Annotated in this window: 18 protein-coding genes; 8 read left to right on the top strand and 10 right to left on the bottom strand. The window is 63.6% G+C overall.

Going from position 1 to position 20,616, the window contains the following annotated elements; genetic code table 11:
• Positions 1 to 7 precede the first annotated feature (7 nt).
• Positions 8 to 988 carry a thiamine-phosphate kinase gene (gene thiL / locus ACP7DE_RS09565; protein WP_426071884.1) on the top strand — a complete coding sequence of 327 codons (981 nt, stop codon included), beginning with the start codon at positions 8 to 10 and terminating at the stop codon, positions 986 to 988.
• Between the two features lies 1 nt (position 989).
• On the opposite strand, the gene ACP7DE_RS09560 is transcribed toward thiL, so the two are convergent.
• Genes ACP7DE_RS09560 through ACP7DE_RS09550 form a run of 3 tightly spaced genes read right to left on the bottom strand, consistent with a single transcriptional unit; the run spans position 990 to position 6,211 of the window.
• Positions 990 to 3,566 (bottom strand): EAL domain-containing protein, encoded by a 2,577-nt coding sequence (locus ACP7DE_RS09560; RefSeq protein ID WP_426071883.1) that lies wholly within the window; start codon positions 3,564 to 3,566, stop codon positions 990 to 992.
• Entirely contained in the window at positions 3,563 to 5,593 is a 2,031-nt protein-coding gene (locus ACP7DE_RS09555) for an ATP-binding protein (protein WP_426071882.1), read from the bottom strand. Before ACP7DE_RS09555 ends, ACP7DE_RS09560 begins: the two co-directional genes overlap by 4 nt.
• Positions 5,594 to 6,211 (bottom strand): YfiR family protein, encoded by a 618-nt coding sequence (locus ACP7DE_RS09550; protein ID WP_426071881.1) that lies wholly within the window; start codon positions 6,209 to 6,211, stop codon positions 5,594 to 5,596.
• Positions 6,212 to 6,434: 223 nt separating this feature from the next.
• Here ACP7DE_RS09550 and ACP7DE_RS09545 point away from each other — a divergent pair, with 223 nt between their 5' ends.
• Positions 6,435 to 6,917 (top strand): CinA family protein, encoded by a 483-nt coding sequence (locus ACP7DE_RS09545; RefSeq protein WP_426071880.1) that lies wholly within the window; start codon positions 6,435 to 6,437, stop codon positions 6,915 to 6,917.
• Here the strand turns inward: ACP7DE_RS09545 and ACP7DE_RS09540 are convergent.
• Positions 6,910 to 8,679 carry a diguanylate cyclase gene (locus tag ACP7DE_RS09540; RefSeq protein WP_426071879.1) on the bottom strand — a complete coding sequence of 590 codons (1,770 nt, stop codon included), beginning with the start codon at positions 8,677 to 8,679 and terminating at the stop codon, positions 6,910 to 6,912. The genes ACP7DE_RS09545 and ACP7DE_RS09540 overlap by 8 nt on opposite strands.
• 213 nt (positions 8,680 to 8,892) lie before the next feature.
• Between ACP7DE_RS09540 and ACP7DE_RS09535 the strand changes: the two genes are divergently transcribed.
• The 3 genes from ACP7DE_RS09535 to ACP7DE_RS09525 all read left to right on the top strand — a co-directional run bounded on the left by ACP7DE_RS09535 (position 8,893) and on the right by ACP7DE_RS09525 (position 12,885).
• Complete coding sequence (locus ACP7DE_RS09535) at positions 8,893 to 9,621, top strand: hypothetical protein (protein WP_426071878.1); 729 nt, start codon at positions 8,893 to 8,895, stop codon at positions 9,619 to 9,621.
• The gene (locus ACP7DE_RS09530; RefSeq protein WP_426071877.1) at positions 9,622 to 9,993 is read left to right on the top strand and encodes a hypothetical protein; all 372 of its coding nucleotides are present in this window, start codon (positions 9,622 to 9,624) and stop codon (positions 9,991 to 9,993) included.
• A 78-nt stretch (positions 9,994 to 10,071) separates the two neighbouring features.
• Positions 10,072 to 12,885 carry a M16 family metallopeptidase gene (locus ACP7DE_RS09525; RefSeq protein ID WP_426071876.1) on the top strand — a complete coding sequence of 938 codons (2,814 nt, stop codon included), beginning with the start codon at positions 10,072 to 10,074 and terminating at the stop codon, positions 12,883 to 12,885.
• Between the two features lie 2 nt (positions 12,886 to 12,887).
• Here ACP7DE_RS09525 and ACP7DE_RS09520 read toward each other — a convergent pair whose 3' ends face one another.
• From ACP7DE_RS09520 to tcdA, 4 genes are all read right to left on the bottom strand, one after another.
• Positions 12,888 to 13,289, bottom strand: a complete 402-nt coding sequence (locus ACP7DE_RS09520; RefSeq protein ID WP_426071875.1) for a DUF2809 domain-containing protein — start codon at positions 13,287 to 13,289, stop codon at positions 12,888 to 12,890.
• A gap of 174 nt (positions 13,290 to 13,463) precedes the next feature.
• The gene (cysK, locus tag ACP7DE_RS09515) at positions 13,464 to 14,396 is read right to left on the bottom strand and encodes a cysteine synthase A (RefSeq protein WP_426071874.1); all 933 of its coding nucleotides are present in this window, start codon (positions 14,394 to 14,396) and stop codon (positions 13,464 to 13,466) included.
• Positions 14,397 to 14,480: 84 nt separating this feature from the next.
• Positions 14,481 to 14,945 (bottom strand): FKBP-type peptidyl-prolyl cis-trans isomerase, encoded by a 465-nt coding sequence (locus tag ACP7DE_RS09510; protein ID WP_035822462.1) that lies wholly within the window; start codon positions 14,943 to 14,945, stop codon positions 14,481 to 14,483.
• Positions 14,946 to 15,109: 164 nt separating this feature from the next.
• Entirely contained in the window at positions 15,110 to 15,952 is an 843-nt protein-coding gene (tcdA, locus tag ACP7DE_RS09505) for a tRNA cyclic N6-threonylcarbamoyladenosine(37) synthase TcdA (protein ID WP_426071873.1), read from the bottom strand.
• A 112-nt stretch (positions 15,953 to 16,064) separates the two neighbouring features.
• Between tcdA and pdxH the strand changes: the two genes are divergently transcribed.
• Together pdxH and ACP7DE_RS09495 are read left to right on the top strand one after the other, a co-directional pair.
• Positions 16,065 to 17,273, top strand: a complete 1,209-nt coding sequence (gene pdxH / locus ACP7DE_RS09500) for a pyridoxamine 5'-phosphate oxidase (protein ID WP_426071872.1) — start codon at positions 16,065 to 16,067, stop codon at positions 17,271 to 17,273.
• A 126-nt stretch (positions 17,274 to 17,399) separates the two neighbouring features.
• Positions 17,400 to 18,635 (top strand): class I SAM-dependent methyltransferase, encoded by a 1,236-nt coding sequence (locus tag ACP7DE_RS09495; RefSeq protein ID WP_426071871.1) that lies wholly within the window; start codon positions 17,400 to 17,402, stop codon positions 18,633 to 18,635.
• A gap of 33 nt (positions 18,636 to 18,668) precedes the next feature.
• Here the strand turns inward: ACP7DE_RS09495 and msrA are convergent, their stop codons facing one another.
• Positions 18,669 to 19,202: a peptide-methionine (S)-S-oxide reductase MsrA gene (gene msrA / locus ACP7DE_RS09490; protein ID WP_426071870.1), complete on the bottom strand. Its 534-nt coding sequence runs from the start codon at positions 19,200 to 19,202 to the stop codon at positions 18,669 to 18,671.
• Positions 19,203 to 19,378: 176 nt separating this feature from the next.
• On the opposite strand from msrA, the gene ACP7DE_RS09485 reads away from it, so the two are divergent.
• Positions 19,379 to 19,885, top strand: a complete 507-nt coding sequence (locus ACP7DE_RS09485; RefSeq protein ID WP_426071869.1) for a flavin reductase family protein — start codon at positions 19,379 to 19,381, stop codon at positions 19,883 to 19,885.
• Positions 19,886 to 19,923: 38 nt separating this feature from the next.
• Here the strand turns inward: ACP7DE_RS09485 and ACP7DE_RS09480 are convergent, their stop codons facing one another.
• A complete protein-coding gene (locus tag ACP7DE_RS09480) occupies positions 19,924 to 20,610 on the bottom strand; it encodes an OmpW/AlkL family protein (RefSeq protein WP_426071868.1) in 687 nt (228 codons plus the stop codon).
• Positions 20,611 to 20,616 lie beyond the last annotated feature (6 nt).

Raw genomic sequence — 20,616 nt, 5'->3', positions numbered from 1 at the left:
CTACGCCATGGCCCCACACGACGCGCTTTCCGAATTCGACCTGATCAAACAATATTTCGTGCGCCAGCGCCCCGGCCGCGCCACCCTGGGTATCGGCGACGATTGCGCGCTGCTCACGCCCGGCGCCGGCAAGCAGATCGCCATCTCCTCGGACATGCTGGTCGAAGACCGGCACTTCTTTGCCGGCGCCGACGCCCGCATGCTGGGGCACAAGAGCCTGGCCGTGAACCTGTCCGACCTTGCCGCGATGGGCGCGCGTCCCGTGGCATTTACCCTGGCCCTGTCGCTGCCGCAAGCCGAACGCGCCTGGCTGGCTGACTTTGCCGAAGGCCTGTTTGCGCTGGCCGATACATTCGGCTGCGAATTGATCGGCGGCGACACCACCCGGGGCCCCTTGAATATCTGCATCACCGTATTTGGCGAACTGGCGCCGGGCCAAGCCCTGCGCCGCAGCGCGGCCGTGGCGGGCGACGACATCTGGGTCAGTGGCACCCTGGGTGACGCGCGCCTGGCGCTGGCCGGCTACCGCATGGAGCAAGAGCTGGCGCCAGCCGAGCTGCTGACGGCAGCGGTGCGCATGCACACGCCCACGCCGCGTGTGGCGCTGGGCTGCACCTTGGCCGAAACGGGCCTCGCGCATGCGGCCATCGACATCTCGGACGGCTTGGTGGGAGACCTCGGTCACATATTAAAAGCCTCGCAGGTGGGTGCCACCCTGGATGTCGACGCCCTGCCTGCCGGCCCCGTGCTGGCGCGGCAGGACACGCCGCTGCGCCGCCGCTACACGGCCGCCGGCGGCGACGACTATGAACTATGCTTCACGGCGCCCCCATCGTCACGCGACGCCATCGCCGCGCTGGCGACCAGCTGCGCCACGCCCGTCACGCGCGTAGGCCGCATCGAGGCGGAAAGCGGCTTGCGGCTGGTGGATGCGACAGGCTTGCCGCTCGATTTGCAGTTATCGTCCTTCGACCACTTCAGCGACTGAGTTAGCGCACCGCCACCCGCGCCAGCCCCGGCTGGTTCACCATCCAGTAGTGCTGGAAGGCCAGGCGGATGTTGTCGCGCAGCTGGGTGTCATCCCACGGTTTCGTATAAAAACGGTAGATGGCGCCCCGGTTGATCGAGTCGAGTACCGCTTCGAGGCCCGTGTAGCCGGACAGGATGATGCGGATGGTTTCCGGGTACAGCTCTTTGACTTTGCTCAAGAATTCCGTGCCGCTCATGCTGGGCATGCGCTGGTCGCAGACGATCACGTGCACGCGGTGCAGCGCCAGCATTTCAAACCCTTCGGCCGGGGTGCTGGCCGTGAGAATTTGATAGCCCTCGGGACGGAACAGACGGTGCAAGGACGACAGCACGTTGACGTCATCGTCGACGATGAGCAGGGTTTGCGCCGGCTGGGCAGCCGGGTCGTGGCCGGGCGGCAGGCCGGCGCCGGCAACGATCATCTGCCCCAGTTCCAGTGCCGGCAGGGCGCGGCTGAAATAAAAGCCCTGGATCTCGTCGCAGCGGTTGCGCCGCAGGTATTCGAGCTGCGGGCGCGATTCCACGCCCTCGGCCACCACGCTCAGTTTCAGGCTGTGTGCCATGCTGACGATGGCCAGCGCGATGGCAGCGTCGTTCGGGTTGCTGGTGATGTTGCGCACGAAGGCGATATCGATTTTCAGCTTGTCGATGGGGAAGCGCTGCAGGTAAGCCAGGCTCGAATAACCGGTGCCGAAATCGTCGATGGCCACCTTCACGCCGATCTTCTTCAACTTGCCCAGCACGACGATGGTGCGCTCGGCGTTCGACATCAGCGCCGTTTCCGTCAATTCCAGTTCCAGCAGTTCCGGCGCCACGCCATGCTGCGCCAGCGCGCGCGTCACCTCGCCTTCCAGATCGCCTTCAGCAAACTGGCGGCTCGAGACGTTCACGGCCACGTGCACGAGCCCCACTTCGCTGTCGCGCCACTCGGCGATCTGGCGACAGGCGGCCTGGATCACCCAGGCGCCCACGCGCACGATCAGGCCCGTGTCTTCCAGCACGGGCACGAATTCGGCCGGCGCCACCAGACCGTAGCCGGGACGGCGCCAGCGCAGCAGCGCTTCCACGCCGCTGATGCGGCCCGTGCGCAAATCCACTTTCGGCTGGTAATACAGGATGAATTGCTCGTGTTCGAGCGCATGGCGCAGGGCCAGTTCCAGGTCCAGGCGCGCCAGCACCTGCACATTCATGCCGGCCGTGAAAAAGCGGTAGCCGTCTCGCCCCGCCTGCTTGGCGCCACCCATGGCCGTATTCGCATACTTGATCAGGGTTTCCGGGTCGGTGGCATCGTCCGGATACATGGCGATGCCGATGCTGGCCGTCAGGGTGGCCGCGTGGCCGCGCAAGTCGAACGGCGCGCGCAAGGCTTCGCGCACCTGGTTGGCCATCGCCACGGCTTCCTGCTGGTTGCGGCTCATGGTCAGGATCAGTGCGAATTCGTCGTTGCCCAGGCGCCCCACTGTGTCGCGCAGGCGCACGCATTCGACCAGGCGGTTGCTGAACTGGCGCAGCAGTTCGTCGCCCAGCGCCGCGCCCAGGGTGTCGTTGATGCTTTTAAAACGGTCCAGCGCGATGAACAGCACCACGATGCGCCAGCTTTTTTCCTGCGCCAGTTCGACGGCCTGGGCCAGGGTCTGGTAAAACAGGCTGCGGTTCGGCAGCCCCGTCAAGCCATCGTAATGGGCCAGGTGCTTCAGGCGCTCCTGCGCCTGGCGCCGTTCGCTGATGTCGCGCGCAACGGCGATCAGCAGCAGGCCGCCCGCACCCTGCCCGCCCGCCACGGGCGCCTGCGCATACCAGTGCCAGCCCAGTTCCACGGGCACCAGGCTCAAGTCGCGCCGCACCAGTTCGCATTCCGTCACTTCCGTGGCCAGGTGGGCCGGGCCACCCGGCAGCGCGGTCAGGGGCGGGGCGGGCGGCGACGGCAGCAAGGTGCCGGGCGCCAGCGCCAGTAGTTCAGCGCGCGCATAGCCGAGCAGCCGGCAAGCGCCGTCGTTGATGTCCACCAGGGTCATGCCCTGCACGTCGACGAGGAAGATGGCGTCGGTGGCGGCGTCCATGGCGCCGCGAAAGCGCTGCAGTTCGGCCGTGCGCTGGCCCACCGTGCGTTCGAGCAGCGTGTTGTAATGGCGCGCGGCGCGGTGCAGCAAGCGCACTTCGAGCATGTTGCGGATGCGCGTGAGCACTTCGAGCGCGTCAAACGGCTTGCTGATGAAGTCGCACGCGCCCGCTTCCAGCGCGGCCAGCTTGGCGTCCGGGTCGGCGGCGATCACCAGCACGGGCAGATAGCCTTCCAGCTCCAGCGGGCGCAAGGTATCCATCACGGCATAGCCGCTCATGCCGGGCATCACCAGGTCGAGGATGATCAGGTCAAACTGATGGCGCTGGTGCAGGCCGGCCACGGCGCGCGCATCGAGGCTGCTGGTGATGGCCGTGTAACCGCCGCTTTGCAGCAGATGCTCGAGCAGGCGCAAATTGACTTCTTGGTCGTCGACGATGAGAATTTTCGCCGCATAGATATCGGCCTGGCTGATCATGCAGCCCCCTTGCCTTTCTGCCGGCGCTGCTGCGCCACATAAGCCAGGGTACTGTTGATCGCCTCGGTAAATTCATCGAGGTTGATCGGCTTGGTGAGATAGCGGTAAAAGCCCAGCGCCATGCTGCGCTCCACATCGCCCGGCATGGCATTGGCCGTCAGGGCGATGACGGGAATGTGCGCCGTGCGCGGATCGGCGCGCAGCAGTTTCAGCGCGTCCGTGCCATTCACATTTGGCAGGTTGATGTCCATCAAGATCAGCTGCGGCAGGTGCGTGCGCGCCATCTCCACGCCCAGGCGGCCATCCGTTGCCGTCAGCAGTTGCAATTGCGGGCAGTAGCGCACGATTTCCTCGACCAGGGTCAGGTTGGCGGGATTGTCTTCCACGTACAGCAAGGTCACGGGGGCGCTGTTGTCGAGCAGCGCTGCGGCCAGATCCGGCCGCGGCAAGGCCGGGGCCACGGGTACGGGCAAGGCATCGACCCTACGCAGCTCAATCCAGAAGGTGCTGCCCTCGCCGGGTGCGCTGGTCACGCCGATGCTGCCATCCATCAGCTCCACCAGGCGCTTGGTGACCACCAGACCGATGCCGCTGCCTTCTTCCGTGCCGCCCTCCTGCCCCAGCCGGTTGAAGGGTTGGAACAGCAGCGCCAGCTGTTCGGCGGTGAGGCCCACGCCCGTGTCGCGCACGCTGATGCGCACTCGCCCGCCCGCCTGCGGCGCGCAATTGATGGCTACCTGCCCCTGCGCGCGGTTGTACTTGAGCGCATTCGACAGCAGGTTCAATAAAATCTGCTTCAGGCGCGTGCGGTCGGCCAACACGTTCAGGGGGTAGGCATCGGGGAAGGCCATGCCGATGCCGCGCTGGCTGGCCAGCGGCGCGATCATGTCGCGGCATTCCTGCAAGATGGCGTCCAGGCCCACCGGTTCCAGCGACAGGCTGACCGTGCCCGATTCCACCTTCGCCAGGTCGAGGATTTCATTGATCAAGGTCAGCAAATGGCGCCCCGATTTCAGGATATGGCCGGCGAACTCCTTCTTTTGCTCCAGGGTCGACGGCAGGCGGTCGGAACTGAGGATTTGCGCGAAGCCCAGGATGGCATTCAGCGGCGTGCGCAATTCATGGCTCATCGACGACAGGAACGCCGACTTGGCATAGTTGGCGCTGCGCGCCTCTTCCATCGCCATGGCCAGTTCGCCATTCGTCATTTCCAGCTGCATCGTGCGCTCGTGCACGCGCACTTCCAGTTCCTGGTTCAGGCGCATGACTTCCTGCTGCGCCTGGGTACGCTGCTCGCCTTCGCGCGCCAGTTCGCCGTTCGAGCGCTCCAGCGCCTGCGTGCGCAGCTCGATCTCGGCCAGCATCTTGTTGAAGGAATCGACCAGTTGCGCCACTTCGTCGACACTGAGCTTGCGCGCCCGGCGCGAATAGTCGCCCGTCTCGATCACTTCGCGCGCCACGTCGGCGATATCGAGGATGGGCTGCGTGATGACGAAATCGAGGCGGCGCAGCAGCAGCAAGGCCACCAGCAGCGCCAGCACCGTCACGCTCAGCGCGATGGCCAGGTAGTCGGCCGTGCGGCCGGCCAGCTCATAATCGGCGCGCAGGTACACGGTGCCCAGCAATTCGCCATTGTCGACGATGGGCTTGAACAATTCCACAGAGCTGCCCTGGATGCTTGCGCCTTCCTTGCCCGCCTTCGCCGGCAACTCACCCACACCCTGGTTCGCGCGGTAGCTGGCAAACAGACTGCCATCGGCCTTATACAGGGCGCCGGCCGAGACGCGCGGGCGGATGCGCATCAGGTTGAGGTTTTCCAGCGCCAGGCGTTCGTCGTCGAAGGCCAGCGCGGCCGAACTCATGTGCCCCAGCAGTTCGGCCTGGGTGCTGATGTCGGCCACCAGGTTGCGGTGGTAGGCGCGCAAGTCATAGACGACGATGGTGCCCAGCGAAATGACGAGCGCCACCAGGGTGGTCAGCAAGACCACCGACATCAGCTTGTGGCGGATGGAACGCAGTCTGATCATCTAGGCGCCCCCCGTTTGCACGCGATAGGCGGCCAGCAGCATGCGCGCGCTGATGCGGATATGTGCCTGCGCCACCGGCTTCAGGGCCACGTCGAAGCGCACCTTGTCTTCGGCCATCACAAAATTGATCATGCTGCCCATCGCGTAGACCTCATCCGAATCGGATACCGTCAGCAACGCCAGGCCACGGCTGGCGGCCAGCATCTCCTGCAGCGCCGCTTTATCCAGCGCGCCCAGGTACAGCACGTGCAGTCCGGCCAGCGCTTCGCCGCGGCGCACTTTTTTCACCTGCACGGCGCGGCCGTTGACGCTATGCCCGGCCACGCTCTGTTCGAGCTGCTCGGCCAGCGCATCGGCCCCCGCCACGCCGATCACCAGCGGAGAGTCGGGCCGGGCAAAGCTGCCGTCGGGCCACTCAACATAGCCGGCAAACTTGTACAGATACGCGGCCTTGACCTGGCGCTCCAGCTCCCCCGGCACCTGCGCCTGCGCATTGGCGCACAGCACGCCCAAGAGCAGCAATAGCCAGCTCCAGCGGAGAGAGCGGCGGCCAGCGCCGCGCACGGGGCTGCGCAAAGGGCCAGAATGACGCCACCAGGTCCAGTTCAGAATTGCCATGACAACCGAGTAAAGATAATACATACGACGACGCGGCACCATGCCGCGTGCCTATTCTGGCGATGCGCACCAGGGCGGCGCGGCAACAGCCCGCCTGCCGGCCCGAAGTGGTAGCAAATGTATAAAAGAGTGTACGCATTTTCGCTGTTACCGGGGAAAGTTTCTTTTACCGTCGACCATGCTACAGTCTTGCCACCCTTTCCACCGCATGCAGGAGTCATCCATGAGCAACCCACTCGTCCCCCTCTCCACCGCAGTCGGCCTGGCCTTGCAGGCGAAGGGCCTGCTGCTGGCCACGGCCGAATCGTGCACGGGCGGCGGCGTGGCGCAGGCGGTCACCGACGTCTCGGGCTCGAGCGCCTGGTTCGAACGGGGCTTCGTCACCTATTCCAACGGGGCCAAGAGCAGCATGCTGGACGTGCCCGCCGAGCTGATCGCCGCACACGGCGCCGTCAGCGAGGAAGTGGCCGCCGCCATGGCGCAAGGCAGCCTGGCCCACAGCGATGCCCAGGTGGCTGTCTCGACCACGGGTATCGCCGGCCCCACGGGCGGCGTGCCCGGCAAGCCCGTCGGCACCGTCTGCTTCGGCTGGGCCATGCACGGGCGCGTGCAGACGCAACGGCTGGTGTTTGCCGGCGATCGGCAAGCCGTGCGCGAACAGGCCGTCATTCATGCCCTGCAGGGGCTCTTGCGGTTTATCAACTGATCTCGGCGATGCAGGCGCGGTCGCGGCCCGCCTGCTTGGCCGCATACAGGGCGCTGTCGGCGCGCATCAGCAACTCGTGGCGGCCGGCGCCATGGCGCGGATACTCCGCGATACCGGCTGAAAAGGTGCAGCCCGTCAAGCTGTGCGGCGCCTGCCGGATCAGCAACTGGCGGTAGCGCGCGGCGATATCGTCGATCTTGTGCGCAGCGATGCTGCTATCGGCTTCGCGCAACAGCAGGCAGAATTCCTCGCCACCATAACGGCACACCATGTCGCTGCCGCGCAGCTGGCTCTCCACCAGGCGCGCAAACTGGATCAGCACTTCATCGCCAAAGTTATGCCCGTAGGTATCGTTGACGCGCTTGAAAAAATCCAGGTCGATGATGGCGATGGCCACGGGCGCATCCGCGTCGGCCGCGTGCAGGATGGCATTCAGACAGGTTTCAAAATGGCGGCGGTTGTACAGGCCCGTAAGATGGTCGCGCATGGCCTGCTCCTTCAGGCTGTCCTGCAAGGAATTGACATGCAGTATCTGGTGCGCCAGCTCGCGGTTCAGGTGCTCGAGCTTGACGTTTTCCGTTTCGCGCGCCGCCTGCAGCTCCAGCGCCTTGTCGCGCTCGGCCTTCAGGCTATGCATTTCCTTTTCCAGGTTGCGCATCAGGCTGCGCGAGGCGCGCCCCGACTTGCTGCTGGCCTCGAACACGGCCTGGTATTGCTGCAGGAAGCCGTACGCGGCTTGCCAGTCGCCCATCAGGGCATTGATCTCGGCCAGCCCGCGCAAAATCTGCTGCTGGTGAAACGGATTGCGCGTCCAGCTCAGCAGGCTGTGCGCCTGCGTCAGCGAAGCCAGCGCCTGCGCCGTCTGGCCCGCATGCAAGTCCAGCTTGCCCCGCACCAGCCACGCATGCATCTGCTCTTCCAGGTCCTGGCCGCGGCGCGCATATTCTTCGGCCCGCAACAGCAATTGCATGGCGCTCTCGGGCCGCTGCAGCAAGATGGCGGCATGGGCGGCGATGCAGAACAAAAAGGCGCGGATGGCCAGGTCTTCTTCCGGCCACTCGTAAAACGGTTCCACCAGCGCCAGCGCCTCGGCCGGCTTGCCGGTGGCCAACAGACACATGGCCAGGTTGGCCGAGACGATGGTTTGCTGGTATTTGAGCTTTTGCGTGCCGATGATTTCGAGCGCCTCGACCAACAGGGGGATGGCGTCTTCGTCGTTGCCCAGGTCATGCTGCGATGACGCCAGGTTCGATAGGCTGTTGACCCGGTGTGCGGGGCTGCCAAAACGTTCGGCGATATCGAGCGCCAGCAAAAAATTGCGCGGGCCATCCTGCGTATCGCCACGGTTCAGGGCATCGACGCCCAGGCGCGCGTACAGCATGAACTTGTGCAGCGAGTCGGGTAGCTGCGCGGCCTGGCTGCGCGCCTGCAGGAAGTGCTGTTCGGCAGCGGCAAAATCGCCGCGCCGGCTCGCATACGCGCCTTGCAGGGCAGCTACTTCCATTCCCCCTTCCAGGTCGCCGCCGTGCTGGAAATACGCGCGCAGGCGCTCGCACGATGGTTCGGCCTCACCCGCGTAATACGCCAGCCAGCAATGATTGAGTTCCGCATACGCGCCACCGCGCGCATACTGTTGTCGTTGCGCCGCCGCCAGGGCCATCTGCGCCAGCCGGCGTGCCTGGCGGCGGTTGCCGACCAGGCAAGACAGGGCTTGCTGATTCAGACGGTCTATGTCGGCTTTATCGAGACTGGAGATCGGCACTGCGTCCTCGTTCACACTCTGGGGTGGAATTTTTCACACAAAACTTGCTCTGTATCAATGGTATCCTGATTAACATCATAACCAGATTCGCTCTCGCGCATGGCATATTTGCAAAGAATTGTGGTAAAAATGCCAGTCGTGGCCTGGCTTGGCGCCCGCGCCGCTGTCACGGATCTTTGATTGTCACTGACGCAACAACTTGGAGTAGTCGCAATGCAAAACACGGTACATTTCATCCTGCAGGGCAAGGGCGGCATCGGCAAGACCCTGGTATCGACCCTGCTGGCCCAATGGATAGGCGGCAAGGACGACACGCCTTTGCGCTGCTATGACACCGATCAGGAAAACGCCACTTTCTCGCGCTACAAGGCGATGAACGTCAAGCATGTGCCCGTGATGACGGATGCACGCAACATCGACCCGAAACGCTTCGACGCGCTGATGATCGACATCCTCGACACAGACGGCAACTGCGTGATCGACAATGGCGCGAATACCTTTTCGCCGCTGATGGGCTATCTGCTGGAAAACGATTGCTTCTCGCTGCTGGAAGAATCGGGCCGCAAAGTGTACATCCACACCATCGTCGGCGGCGGCGACACCCTGCACGACACGGCCACGGGCTTTGTCGCCACGGCGCAATCGACGAAAGTGCCGCTGGTGCTGTGGCAAAACGAACACTTCGGCCTGCTGCAATCGGCGTCCGGCAAGCAGTTTATCGAATCGCAGTCGTATGCCGACAACCGCGCGCGCGTCAAGGGCAGCATTACCTTGAGCCAGCGCAATCCCGACACCTTTGGCGCGGACGTCAAGAAAATGAACACGGCACGCCTGACAATGCAGGAAGTGCTGCAGAACGACAAGTTCAACATCATGGAAAAACAGCGCATCAAGGTTGTCTACCGCGACATCTTCGAACAACTCGACAAGGTGCAATGGTAGATGGACCAGCACAAACTGCGCAGCCACGTGTTCGACAAGACGGGCATCAAGGTCGACGTGGACGACCCGATATTCGCCCTGGTGGCGCTGAACGAAGCGGTGCTGGCGGAAACCGTCGAGCGCCAGCTGGCCTTGCTGGACGCCGCCACGCAAGCGCTGGCGGCGCAGGCGCGCGCAGCGGGCGGCTTGCCGGCCTTGCCGACGGCAGCCATGCCCCAGCCGGCGCCGGAAGCGCCCATACCCGCGCCATCGCCGGCCGGGTCGGCCAGCTTTACGCCGCGCGAATGGCGCTTGCTGGGCGCGGCCGCCATCGTCTCGCTCGCCTGCGCGCTGCTGGTGCTGGGAGGCGCGGCCCTGCTGTATAAACTGTAGCACCGACCGTAGCACCGTCGCGCTGCGCCAGCCACGAGCGAGCCGCAGCGTCTTCCCCACCCTAGCCTGGAAGCATGCATGAAACCGATCAAACTGTTGGCCATTCCCGCCCTGATGCTGTCGCTGTACGGCGCCCCGCTCACCCTGGCCCACGCCGCCGTTGCCGCCGCCGCGACGGCAGCCACGGCCATGCCAAATATTGCCTACGAAAAATACACGCTGCCGAATGGCCTCGACGTGATTCTCGTGGAAGACCATAAATTACCCGTCACAGCCGTCAACGTCTGGTACCACGTGGGTCCGGCCAATGAAGCGCCGGGGCTGACGGGCTTTGCGCATCTGTTCGAGCACATGATGTTTGCCGCCACCAAGCACGTGCCGCGCGGCATGGCCGACCAGTTGCTGGAAGGCGCGGGCGCCACCGATTCGAACGGCAGCACGGATTTCGACCGCACCAATTATTTCGACACGGTGCCATCGAACCAGCTGGAACTGGCCCTGTGGGCCCATTCCGACCGTATGGGCTATCTGCTGGACGTGCTCGACCAGACGGCGCTGACGAACCAGCAAGACGTGGTGCGCAACGAACGCCGCCAAAGCGTGGAAAACGCGCCCTACGGCATCGTGCAGGAAGCCCTGTATCACCAGCTGTTTCCCAAGACCCACCCGTATTACGCCAGCGTCATCGGTTCGCATGCGGATATCCAGAACGCGAAACTGGCCGACATCAAGGAATTCTTTACCCAATACTATGGCCCCAACAACGCCAGCCTGGTGATCGCCGGCGACATCGACAAGGCGAAGACCAAGCAACTGGTCAAGCAATACTTTGGCAGCTTCAAGAGCGGCCCCGCCGTGGCCAAGCCCAATGTCGTGACGCCACCCATCACGCAGGAACGCCGCGTCGTGGTGCAGGACCGGGTCGAATTGCCGCGCGTCTTCATGGCCTGGCTGACTCCGTCCGCCTACGCCAAGGATGACGCGGAGCTGTCGATGGCCGCGCAGATCTTGGCCGGCGGCAAGTCCAGCCGCCTGTACAAGTCCCTGGTGTACGACAAGCAGATTGCGCAGGACGTGGGCGCCAACCAGAGCTCGAACGCCCTCACCTCCGTGTTTACCATCGACGTGACGGCGCGCCCCGGCCACCAGCCCGAGGAAATCGAGCAAGCCATGCAGGCGGAGCTGGAGCAATTGCGCGCCAACGGGCCCACCGGGAAGGAATTGGAACGGGCCCGCAACAGCATCGAGACGAGCATGCTGAGCCAGGTGGAAAAGGTCGGCGGCAACGCCAACATGATGAACCAGTACAACCAGTACCTGGGCGACCCCGGTTACCTGGGCAAGGATATCGAACGCTACCGCCAGGTGACGGCGGCCGGCGTGCAGCGCGCCGTCGATACCTACCTGAAAAACCAGGCGCGCGTGGTGGTGTATGGCGTGCCGGGCACGCCGGACCTGGGCGCGGAAGTACCGACGCCGGCACCTGGCAAGGTCAAGGCGGCGCCAGGCACGGCCATCAATGCGGATGAGCCGTGGCGCAGCGCCGTGCCGAAGGCCGGGCCCGCGCCGAAGATCGTGCTACCGCAAGCGACGTCCTTCACCTTGAGCAATGGCTTGACCGTGATCCACAATTACAACCCGGCCGTGCCGCTGGTGTCGACCCAGCTGGTGGTGAAAAGCGGTTCGGGCGCCAATCCGCTGGCGCAGCCGGGCTTGTCGGGCTTTACGGCGCAATTGCTGCAGGAAGGCACGGCCACGCGCAGCGCGCCGCAGATCGCCGACGACGTGGCGCAACTGGGTGCTTTTCTGGGCACCGGTTCCGGCGCGGATGCCTCGTTCGCCCAGCTGACGTCGCTGAAAACCACCTTCCCGCAAGCACTCGACGTGCTGGCCGACGTGGTGCAGCACCCGCAGTTCCCGCAAGACGAGGTGGAACGCCAGCGCGCCAGCCGCATCGGCGAACTGGCGCAGCAGCGCGAAAACGCGGGGGCCGTGGCGGCCCGCGTGGAAGCGGCGGCCCTGTATGGCCCGCGGCATCCGTACGGCACCATCCAGCTGGGCACGGAAGCGGCCCTGAAGGCCACCAGCCGCGCCGACCTGCAGGCGTTCTGGCAGCAGCATTATGTGCCCAACAATGCGGCCCTGATCGTCTCGGGCGATATCGGCGCCGCGGAATTGAAGGCGCTGGCCGAAGCCAAGTTCGGCAGCTGGAAGGCGGGCACGGTGGCGCCGTCCGTGACAGCGACGCCGGTCACGACGAAAGCCAGGTTGATCCTGGTCGACAAACCGGGCGCACCGCAGACGGCCGTGCGCCTGTCGACCATCGCCGTGGCCCGCACGACGCCCGACTATGCGCCGCTGCAAGTGATGAACGCGGCGCTGGGCGGCTTGTTTACGAGTCGACTGAGCAATAATTTGCGCGAAGAGAAGGGCTACACGTATGGCGTGCGCTCGCAATTCCAGTACCGCAGCCAGCCGGGGCCGTTCTCCATCGCCGCTGGCGTGCGCACCGACGTGACGGGTCCGGCCGTATCGGAAACCTTCAAGGAAATCCGCGCCATGATCGCCAAGCCCTTAACGGCCAAGGAATTGTCGAATGCACGCAATTCGCAGGTACTGTCGCTGCCGGGCCAGTTCGAGACGAATGCCAGCATCAGCGCCAGCATGGCCAACACGTATATCTACGGCCTGGGCCTCGACTACTACGCGACCCTGCCGCAGCGCTTTGCCGGCGTCACGGACAAGCAGGTGCAGCAAGTGGCAAAGAAATACCTGCAGCCGGAAAAGCTGATCGTCATCGGCGTGGGTGACATGGCGAAGATCGCGCCGCAATTGTCCAAGCTGAAACTGGCGCCCGTGGAACTGCGCGATGCTGAAGGTAAGGTCAAATAAGACTAGCGGCGCTTGAACAGCGCCAGCTTATCGATGAACGCCGCCACGGCCACCCCGGCCGTGTAGGCGATCAAGTCGGCCCAGCCAAAGGTGGAGCCCAGCACCAGGTGCCCCAGCGGATGCGCGCGCAGCTCGACGATCCATGGCGCCTGGTACAACTGGCCACATTCGACGGCAAAGCAGATCAGCAGCGAAGTCAGCGCCAGCTGCCACGTGCGCATGCGCGTGGCGATGCTGCCCAGCGCAAAGACGATCATCATGGCCCACAGGGCGTCGCCCGGATACTTGCCGAGCACAGCAGGCAGGAATTGGGGATAGGCGCGCGAGGCCAGGCCCAGCGCAATGACAGCCACGGTCGCGCCCACCTGCAGCAGGCGGCGGCGTTCAGGTTTTACCAGGAACATATTTCCATTCAAAGGCACAATACGGGCCGAACCATTACGGCCCAGTAGGCGGTATTGTACTGCGCCTGCCGTGCCTGCCTGACGCATATTTCGCCAGGGCAAGTTCAACCGGCGCCCATCTGCTGCGCCGGTCTACCGGGGCCACGGTCAATGCCCAGCCGGACGGGGCAACGCTCAGTCGCCCAAGCCCGCGTACAAGGCCGTGCTCAGGTAGCGTTCGCCAAACGACGGGATGATGGTGACGATGGTCTTGCCCGCGTTTTCCGGACGGCGCGCCACTTGCAGGGCGGCCCACAGGGCGGCGCCCGACGAAATGCCGACCAGCAAGCCTTCGTCGCTGGCGGCCAGGCGCGCCGTGGCGAACGCATCGTCGCTCTTCACGCAGATGATTTCATCGTAGATGGCGGTGTTCAAAATCTGCGGCACGAAACCGGCGCCGATGCCCTGGATCGGGTGCGGTCCTTTCGTGCCTTTCGACAGCATCGGCGACGCTTCCGGTTCCACGGCAATCACTTGCAGGCCGGGCTTGCGCTCCTTCAACACCTCACCGATGCCGGTGATCGTGCCGCCCGTGCCCACGCCGGCGACGACGATGTCGACTTGCCCATCCGTGTCGCGCCAGATTTCCTCGGCCGTCGTGGCGCGGTGAATGGCGGGATTGGCCGGGTTATTGAACTGCTGCAACATCAGGTAGCGCGGGTCGGCCGCCACCATTTCCTCGGCCTTGCGGATGGCGCCCAGCATGCCTTCGCTGCCCGGCGTGAGCACCAGCTCGGCGCCATAGGCGCGCAGCAGGATGCGCCGCTCGCGGCTCATGGTGTCGGGCATGACGAGGGTACAGCGGTAGCCGCGCGCGGCGCACACCATGGCCAGCGCGATACCCGTGTTGCCGCTGGTGGGCTCGACGATGACGGTATCGGGATGGATCTTGCCCGCTGCTTCAGCAGCGACGATCATGGACAGGCCGATGCGGTCCTTGACGCTGTGCGCGGGATTGTAGAATTCGAGTTTGGCCAGGATGGTGGCACTGCAGCCGGTGGCGATGCGGTTGATGCGCACCAGGGGGGTGTTGCCGATCAGTTCAGTGACGTCGTTGGCGATGTTCATGGGAGTCTCCACAGCTATATCAGAAAATCCCAGTCTACCGCTTTTTCACGGCAGCGCACGTGGTGCGCTGCCGAAACTGAACAATTACTTCACGTCCAGCAATTCCACATCGAAGATCAGTGCCGAGTTCGGCGGAATGTCGCCATTGCCGGCGCCGCGCGGGCCGTAAGCCAGTTCGCCTGGAATGATCAGGGTGCGCTTGCCGCCCACTTTCATGCCGGCCACGCCCTGGTCCCAGCCCTTGATGACCATGCCCTTGCCGAGCGGGAAGTCGAACGGGCCACGGCCTACGGAGCTGTCGAACTTCTTGCCGCGCGAATCTTTCGCCAGGGGACGGTACAGCCAGCCCGTGTAGTGCACGGTAACGGCATTGCCGGCGGACGCTTCCTTGCCCGTGCCGACCTTGTTGTCGATCAGGATCAATTTATCGGCGACAGGGCCGGGGCTCAGCGAGACGGCGGAGGCGGGAACAGGCGCTGGCGCCTGTGCCTGCGCCAGCGACGCGGCGACGGAGCAGATCAGGGCAAACAAAACGGAGCTACGCGTCATGATGTATTCTTTCAGTGAGTTTCGGTGAGATGCCTGCAGTCCAGATAGCGCAGGGACAACAATAATAGCAAACCACTGCCCGAAGTTGAAAACCCTGTCACAAGACTTACACTTTCCACACCCGCTGCCGGCGCACAAGAAGGACTGGTGCTGCCGGAATGGACTTAGACAAGTTCCGGCAAGGCTGAGGCCCCAGGCTGGCGCAAGCTTTTCAGCGCATGGGCGGCCGCCACCATGCCGAAGCTGGCCGTCACCACCACGCTGGAACCGAAGCCGGCGCAATTCAAGCCCGTCACGCCGGCCGCCGTGCCATCGACGGCGCACGCTTCCGCGCTCTCGGGCACGCTCAGCGGCTCCATGGAAAACACGGCATCGACGTTGAATTTGTTTTTCACGCCACGAGGGAAACCATATTCGGTACGCAACAGCTTGCGTACACGCTTGAGCAGCGGTTCCTGCTCCGTTTTCGACAGGTCGCGCACGGCGATCAGGGTCGGGTCCGTCTGCCCGCCCGCGCTGCCGATGGTCAGCATGGGCAGATTGTGCGCGCGGCAATACGCGATCACGGCCGCCTTGGCCTTGGCATTGTCGATGGCATCGACCAGATAGTCGAAATCGCGCCCGCCCAGCAACTGCTCCAGATTATCGGGGGTAATAAAATCCTCGATCTGCGTGACCTGGCACAAGGGGTTGATCAATTCGATGCGTTCGGCCAGGGCCGTGATCTTGGCCTTGCCGATGGTGTCGCTCATGGCCTGGATCTGGCGATTGATATTCGATTCGGCAACATTGTCCAGGTCGATCAGGGTCAGGCGGCCGATGGCGCTGCGCGCCAACGCTTCGACGATCCAGGATCCGACACCGCCCACGCCGATCACACACACATGGGCGGCGCGGAAGCGTTCCAACGCCGGGGCGCCGTACAGGCGGGTAATGCCGCCGAAACGCCGTTCAAAATCGATCTCGGTCAAGTCCATGGGAATTAGTTCATTGGTGGAGGTATGCATGACGCCATTTTAACGGACACTGCGCTGGCGGATATTCTAAAATAGACGAATTGACACAGCGACAAGCCGCACTGTCGCCGCGCCCCCACACCGCCCACCACGAGAACTCGCCATGACCTCTCCCCTGTTCGACTCCGTTCCCGGCTTTGACCAGCCCATCGCCGTGCTCAAGCATTGCCACGACAAGATCCGCAAGCAACTGACGACCCTGCAAAACTTGCTGGGCCACCTGGCGCAGCACGGCAACACGGCGGACGCGCAGCAGGCGGCCAAGGCGGTGTTGCAATATTTCAATAAAGCCGCCCATTTGCACCATGACGATGAAGAGCAAGACCTGATGCCCATGCTGCAGGCGACGGCCACGGGCGACGATGCAGCCCTGCTGGCGACCCTGGTGCCGGAAATCCTGGCCGACCACCAGCGCATGGACCAGGCCTGGCTGACCCTGCGTCCGGAACTGGACGCCATCGCGGCCGGCAGGGACACGCAGCTGTCCGCCGACGGCGTGCGCGATTACGATGCCGCCTACCAGGCCCACATGGCCAAGGAAGAGGGCCAGCTGGCGCCCATGGCGAAGCGGCTGTTCAGCGCGCAACAGATGGAGCAGCTGGGCACGGCCATGCAGCGCCGCCGCGGCATCGCGCCCGATGCGCCAGAAGCCTCCGCAGCGCCGGACGCGGCCGCCGTGCTGGCGGCGATGCGCACCGACTACGTGCAATCGAGCCTGAGCGAGACGGACGTGCTGGCCGATCCCATCGCCATGTTCCAGAAATGGTTTGCCGAAGCCGTCAAGGCCCAGGTGATGGAGCCCAACGCCATGAGCCTGGCGACCGTCAGTCCCGACGGCAAGCCCAGCTCGCGCATCGTGCTGATCAAGCAGTTCGACGAGCGCGGCTTTACCTGGTACACGAATTACCACAGCGACAAGGGGCAGCACCTGGAACACAACCCGCACGCCGCCCTGCTGTTCTTCTGGGGCGAGCTGGAGCGGCAAGTGCGCATCGAAGGCACGGTGGTGAAAACCACGGCGGCCGAGAGCGATGAGTATTTCAATGTGCGCCCCTTACAAAGCCGCTTGTCGGCGATTGCCTCGCAGCAAAGCGCCCCCATTGAAAGCCGTGCCACGCTGGAAAGCCATTACGCGGCCGTGGCCGCCGCTGTCGGCGACGCCCAGCCACCGCGCCCGGCCCACTGGGGCGGCTACCGTTTGCAGCCGCAGCGCATCGAATTCTGGCAGGGACGCCGTTCGCGCTTCCACGACCGCATCGTGTTTACCCGCGATGCTGACGGGCAATGGAGCATGCAGCGTTTGCAACCTTAAGCGCGCAGGCAAGGCGACGCAAAGCAAGCTGGTCAATATAGGTGTAGGCTATGCGGATAGAAGTTACTAAATAACATTGTTTCTCAATTTGCGGCCCCAGCTGGGGCCGCTTCATTGGAGGCTATTTTGTTTGTACAAAACCAGCTCAAGTCCTGGGTCGCCAGCATCCGCAGCAAGACCGCCTTGCCGCTCCGCATAGAATTGTGGAATGGCCAGCATGTGGACCTGTCCAGCGAAGCGCCTAGAGTCACCATCCGCCTGCCGACCATCGCCTCAGCACGCTATCTGCTCAATCCCTCGCTGGCCAATTTGGGCTCGGCCTATGTGGAAGGCAATATCGAAGTCAGGGGCACGGCCCAGGACATGATTTCCATCTGCAATGCGCTGGCGCGCACTACCCTGAAACCGGAAGGCAAGCTGGCCCGTATCGTGCGCAGCTTTACACACGACAAGAGCAAGGATGCCGAGGCCATCCGCTACCACTACGATGTGTCGAACGCCTTCTATGAACAGTTTCTCGACCCCGCCCTCGTGTATTCCTGCGCCTATTTTGAAGATGGCGATGAAACCCTGGCGCAGGCGCAGCTCAAGAAGATCGATTATATCCTGAAGAAAATCCAGCTACAGCCGGGCCAGACCCTGCTCGACATCGGCTGCGGCTGGGGTGCGCTGGTCATCCGTGCCGCGCAGCAATATGGCGCCCGCTGTGTGGGCGTGACCCTGTCGGATAACCAGTACGCGCTGGCGCGCGAGCGCGTGGCGGCGGCCGGCCTCGCGCACCTGGTCGAGATCCGCCTGCAGGACTACCGCGACGTGGCGGGGCAGTTCGACCGCATCACCAGCGTGGGCATGTTCGAGCATGTGGGCCTCAAACACTTACCCGAGTACTTTTCCATCATCCACAAGCTGCTGGCACCGGATGGCATGGCGATGAATCACGGCATCACCTCCACCGACCCGGACAATGGCGAAACGCCGTATGGCGGCGGAGAGTTCATCGAGAAATATGTGTTTCCGCACGGCGAGCTGGCGCACATCGGCAATGTGCTCAAGACCATGCAGCAGGGGGGGCTGGAAGTGCTGGACGTGGAAAACCTGCGGCGCCACTATGCGCGCACCTGTGCCCTGTGGACGGAGAATTTCGAAGCCCATGCCGAGCAGATCCGCCCGCTGGCGGGCGAACGGCGCTTCCGCATCTGGCACGTCTACCTGGCCGGCTGCGCCTATGCCTTCGAGCAAGATTTGATCAGCCTGTACCAGATCGTCTGCGTGAAGGCGGGCCGGCGCTCCTCCACCCTGCCCTGGTCACGCAACTATATGTATGCGCAGGACGCCAGGCCCGCGCCCGCACTAAGCACCTGACAGAGGCGCGCGGCGCGGCGCTGGGGAGGGGCCTCACTTCAGGCGACCCGCATACATGGTGCGGAATTTCTCCACCTTGGGTGCGACGACCAGGGCGCAATACCTCTGCAAGGGGTGCTGCTCGACATAATTCTGGTGGTAATCCTCGGCCGCATAAAAAACTTGCGCCGGCGCCAGTTGCGTGACGATGGGCGCATCCCACACGCCGGCCATTTCAGCGAGCACCTTGCGCGCCACGCTTTCCTGCCCGGCCGACTGGTAATAAATGACGGAACGGTATTGCGTGCCGACATCGTTGCCCTGCCGGTTCAGGGTGGTGGGATCGTGCAGGGTAAAAAATATTTCCAGCAAGTCGTGGTAAGGGATGACGGCGAGATCGAATGCCAGCTGCACCACTTCCGCGTGCCCCGTCTCGCCCGTGCAAACTTGCTCATACGTGGGGTCGGGCACGCTGCCCCCCGTGTAGCCGGACGCGATGCGCGTCACGCCGCGCACTTCCGCGTACACGGCAGCCAGGCACCAGAAACAGCCACCGCCCAGTACCGCCACTTCCGCCTGCTGATTCATGATGCCCTCCCGCAACGCTGCTGCCTCTTATCATTTCCTTACTGTAACGCAAAGCGCCATGGCCTGCAGCGCCCCTTGAAACGGCGCCTGGCGCACTGCACATCAGGGCACGCTGGCCACGATTGCGCTGGCACGGCCGATTTTTGGCATAATGTCAGCAAATAGACAGGTCTCCCATGAACACACGCTCTCCCCGCGCGCCAGCGCAAGAATTCGATACGACACATTTCCGCCAGGCGCTGTCGCAGTTTGCCACCGGCGTGACGGTCATTACCACGCGTTTGGCCGACGGCAGTTTCCGTGGCTTGACGGCCAGCTCCTTCAATTCCGTCTCGCTGTCGCCGCCCCTGGTGCTGTGGAGCCTCGGTTCCGTGGCCAACAGCATGCCCATTTTCAGTGGCAACTCGCATTACGTCATCAATGTGTTGGGCGCCGACCAGGCGGAACTGGCGCAGCGCTTTTCACGCCGCACGCCGAATCCCTTTGACGACGTCGAATACGAACTGTCGCGCACAGGCCAGCCCATCCTGAAAGGCGCGTCGGCCTGGTTCGAATGCCACAACCGCAGCCGCTATCCGGAAGGCGACCACGTCATTTTCGTCGGCGAAGTGGAACAATGCGCGTTTGCCGCGCAGCCGCCCTTGATCTTTCACAATGGAAAATTCAATACACCGCCGGTCTGAGCGGGACAAAAAAAATCCGCCGAGGCGGATTTTTTGTTTTACAGGGTAAAGTTATACCCGATGCTGATACTCACGGCAACCGGGTCGAGCTTGATGTCCTGCGTCTGCCCCGTCGAGAATTTCGCCCTGGTTTTCAGGTAGGTCTTGACCACGGCCACGTCGGCAAACCAGCGCTCGTTGAAGGCCAGGGTGCTGCCGACCACCAGGCTGCCTGTCAGCTTGTTGTCCATGCGGTAGGTGACTGGTTTTCCACCCGGATCCAGCAAGGCCGTCATCTGGCCCGAGCCTTTTTCCTTCTGGAAATAGGCATACGTCAAACCCGCGCCCACGTAAGGGCGGATCATCGCATTGGGCTGGAAAAAACGGTACTGGATGAAGACCGTCGGCGGCAAGGCTTCCGCCGTCCCCAGCTTACCCGTGCCCTTGATGGAACCATCGCCCATCAAGTCATGCTTGTACGGCACGCCCAAGATCATTTCAGCGGAAACATTGTCCGTGATCATGTAGGCAAAGGTCAGGATGGGCTTGGTATCGGCCTTGACGTCGGCTTTCGTGCCCGGCAGTGCCGGTGCGGAAATGTCGCCACTGTCCACGTGCGGCGTGATCTTGTTGAGGCCGACCTTGGCCATCCAGGTGCCTGCGCTTTGCGCCGAAGCGCCCGTCGCCATGGCCATCGCGGCAGCTGCGGCCAGCACGCGTACCGCGGTATTCAAACGATTCTTCATCTTGTC

The organism is Janthinobacterium sp. DSP2-3-3 (genome assembly GCF_049897325.1).
GTDB lineage: Bacteria > Pseudomonadota > Gammaproteobacteria > Burkholderiales > Burkholderiaceae_D > Janthinobacterium.
The sequence above is the reverse complement of the archived record's forward strand: the minus strand, read 5'-3'. Positions and strand labels throughout refer to the sequence as shown.

Coding starts and splice junctions, on each gene's coding strand:
- pdxH (WP_426071872.1), top strand. CDS start 16,065: ATGACCTCTCCCCTGTTCGACTCCGTTCCCGGCTTTGACCAGCCCATC.
- ACP7DE_RS09530 (WP_426071877.1), top strand. CDS start 9,622: ATGGACCAGCACAAACTGCGCAGCCACGTGTTCGACAAGACGGGCATC.
- msrA (WP_426071870.1), bottom strand. CDS start 19,202: ATGAATCAGCAGGCGGAAGTGGCGGTACTGGGCGGTGGCTGTTTCTGG.
- ACP7DE_RS09485 (WP_426071869.1), top strand. CDS start 19,379: ATGAACACACGCTCTCCCCGCGCGCCAGCGCAAGAATTCGATACGACA.
- ACP7DE_RS09560 (WP_426071883.1), bottom strand. CDS start 3,566: ATGATCAGCCAGGCCGATATCTATGCGGCGAAAATTCTCATCGTCGAC.
- ACP7DE_RS09520 (WP_426071875.1), bottom strand. CDS start 13,289: ATGTTCCTGGTAAAACCTGAACGCCGCCGCCTGCTGCAGGTGGGCGCG.
- thiL (WP_426071884.1), top strand. CDS start 8: ATGGCCCCACACGACGCGCTTTCCGAATTCGACCTGATCAAACAATAT.
- ACP7DE_RS09510 (WP_035822462.1), bottom strand. CDS start 14,945: ATGACGCGTAGCTCCGTTTTGTTTGCCCTGATCTGCTCCGTCGCCGCG.
- ACP7DE_RS09555 (WP_426071882.1), bottom strand. CDS start 5,593: ATGATCAGACTGCGTTCCATCCGCCACAAGCTGATGTCGGTGGTCTTG.
- tcdA (WP_426071873.1), bottom strand. CDS start 15,952: ATGCATACCTCCACCAATGAACTAATTCCCATGGACTTGACCGAGATC.
- ACP7DE_RS09535 (WP_426071878.1), top strand. CDS start 8,893: ATGCAAAACACGGTACATTTCATCCTGCAGGGCAAGGGCGGCATCGGC.
- ACP7DE_RS09545 (WP_426071880.1), top strand. CDS start 6,435: ATGAGCAACCCACTCGTCCCCCTCTCCACCGCAGTCGGCCTGGCCTTG.
- ACP7DE_RS09550 (WP_426071881.1), bottom strand. CDS start 6,211: ATGGCAATTCTGAACTGGACCTGGTGGCGTCATTCTGGCCCTTTGCGC.
- ACP7DE_RS09480 (WP_426071868.1), bottom strand. CDS start 20,610: ATGAAGAATCGTTTGAATACCGCGGTACGCGTGCTGGCCGCAGCTGCC.
- cysK (WP_426071874.1), bottom strand. CDS start 14,396: ATGAACATCGCCAACGACGTCACTGAACTGATCGGCAACACCCCCCTG.
- ACP7DE_RS09525 (WP_426071876.1), top strand. CDS start 10,072: ATGAAACCGATCAAACTGTTGGCCATTCCCGCCCTGATGCTGTCGCTG.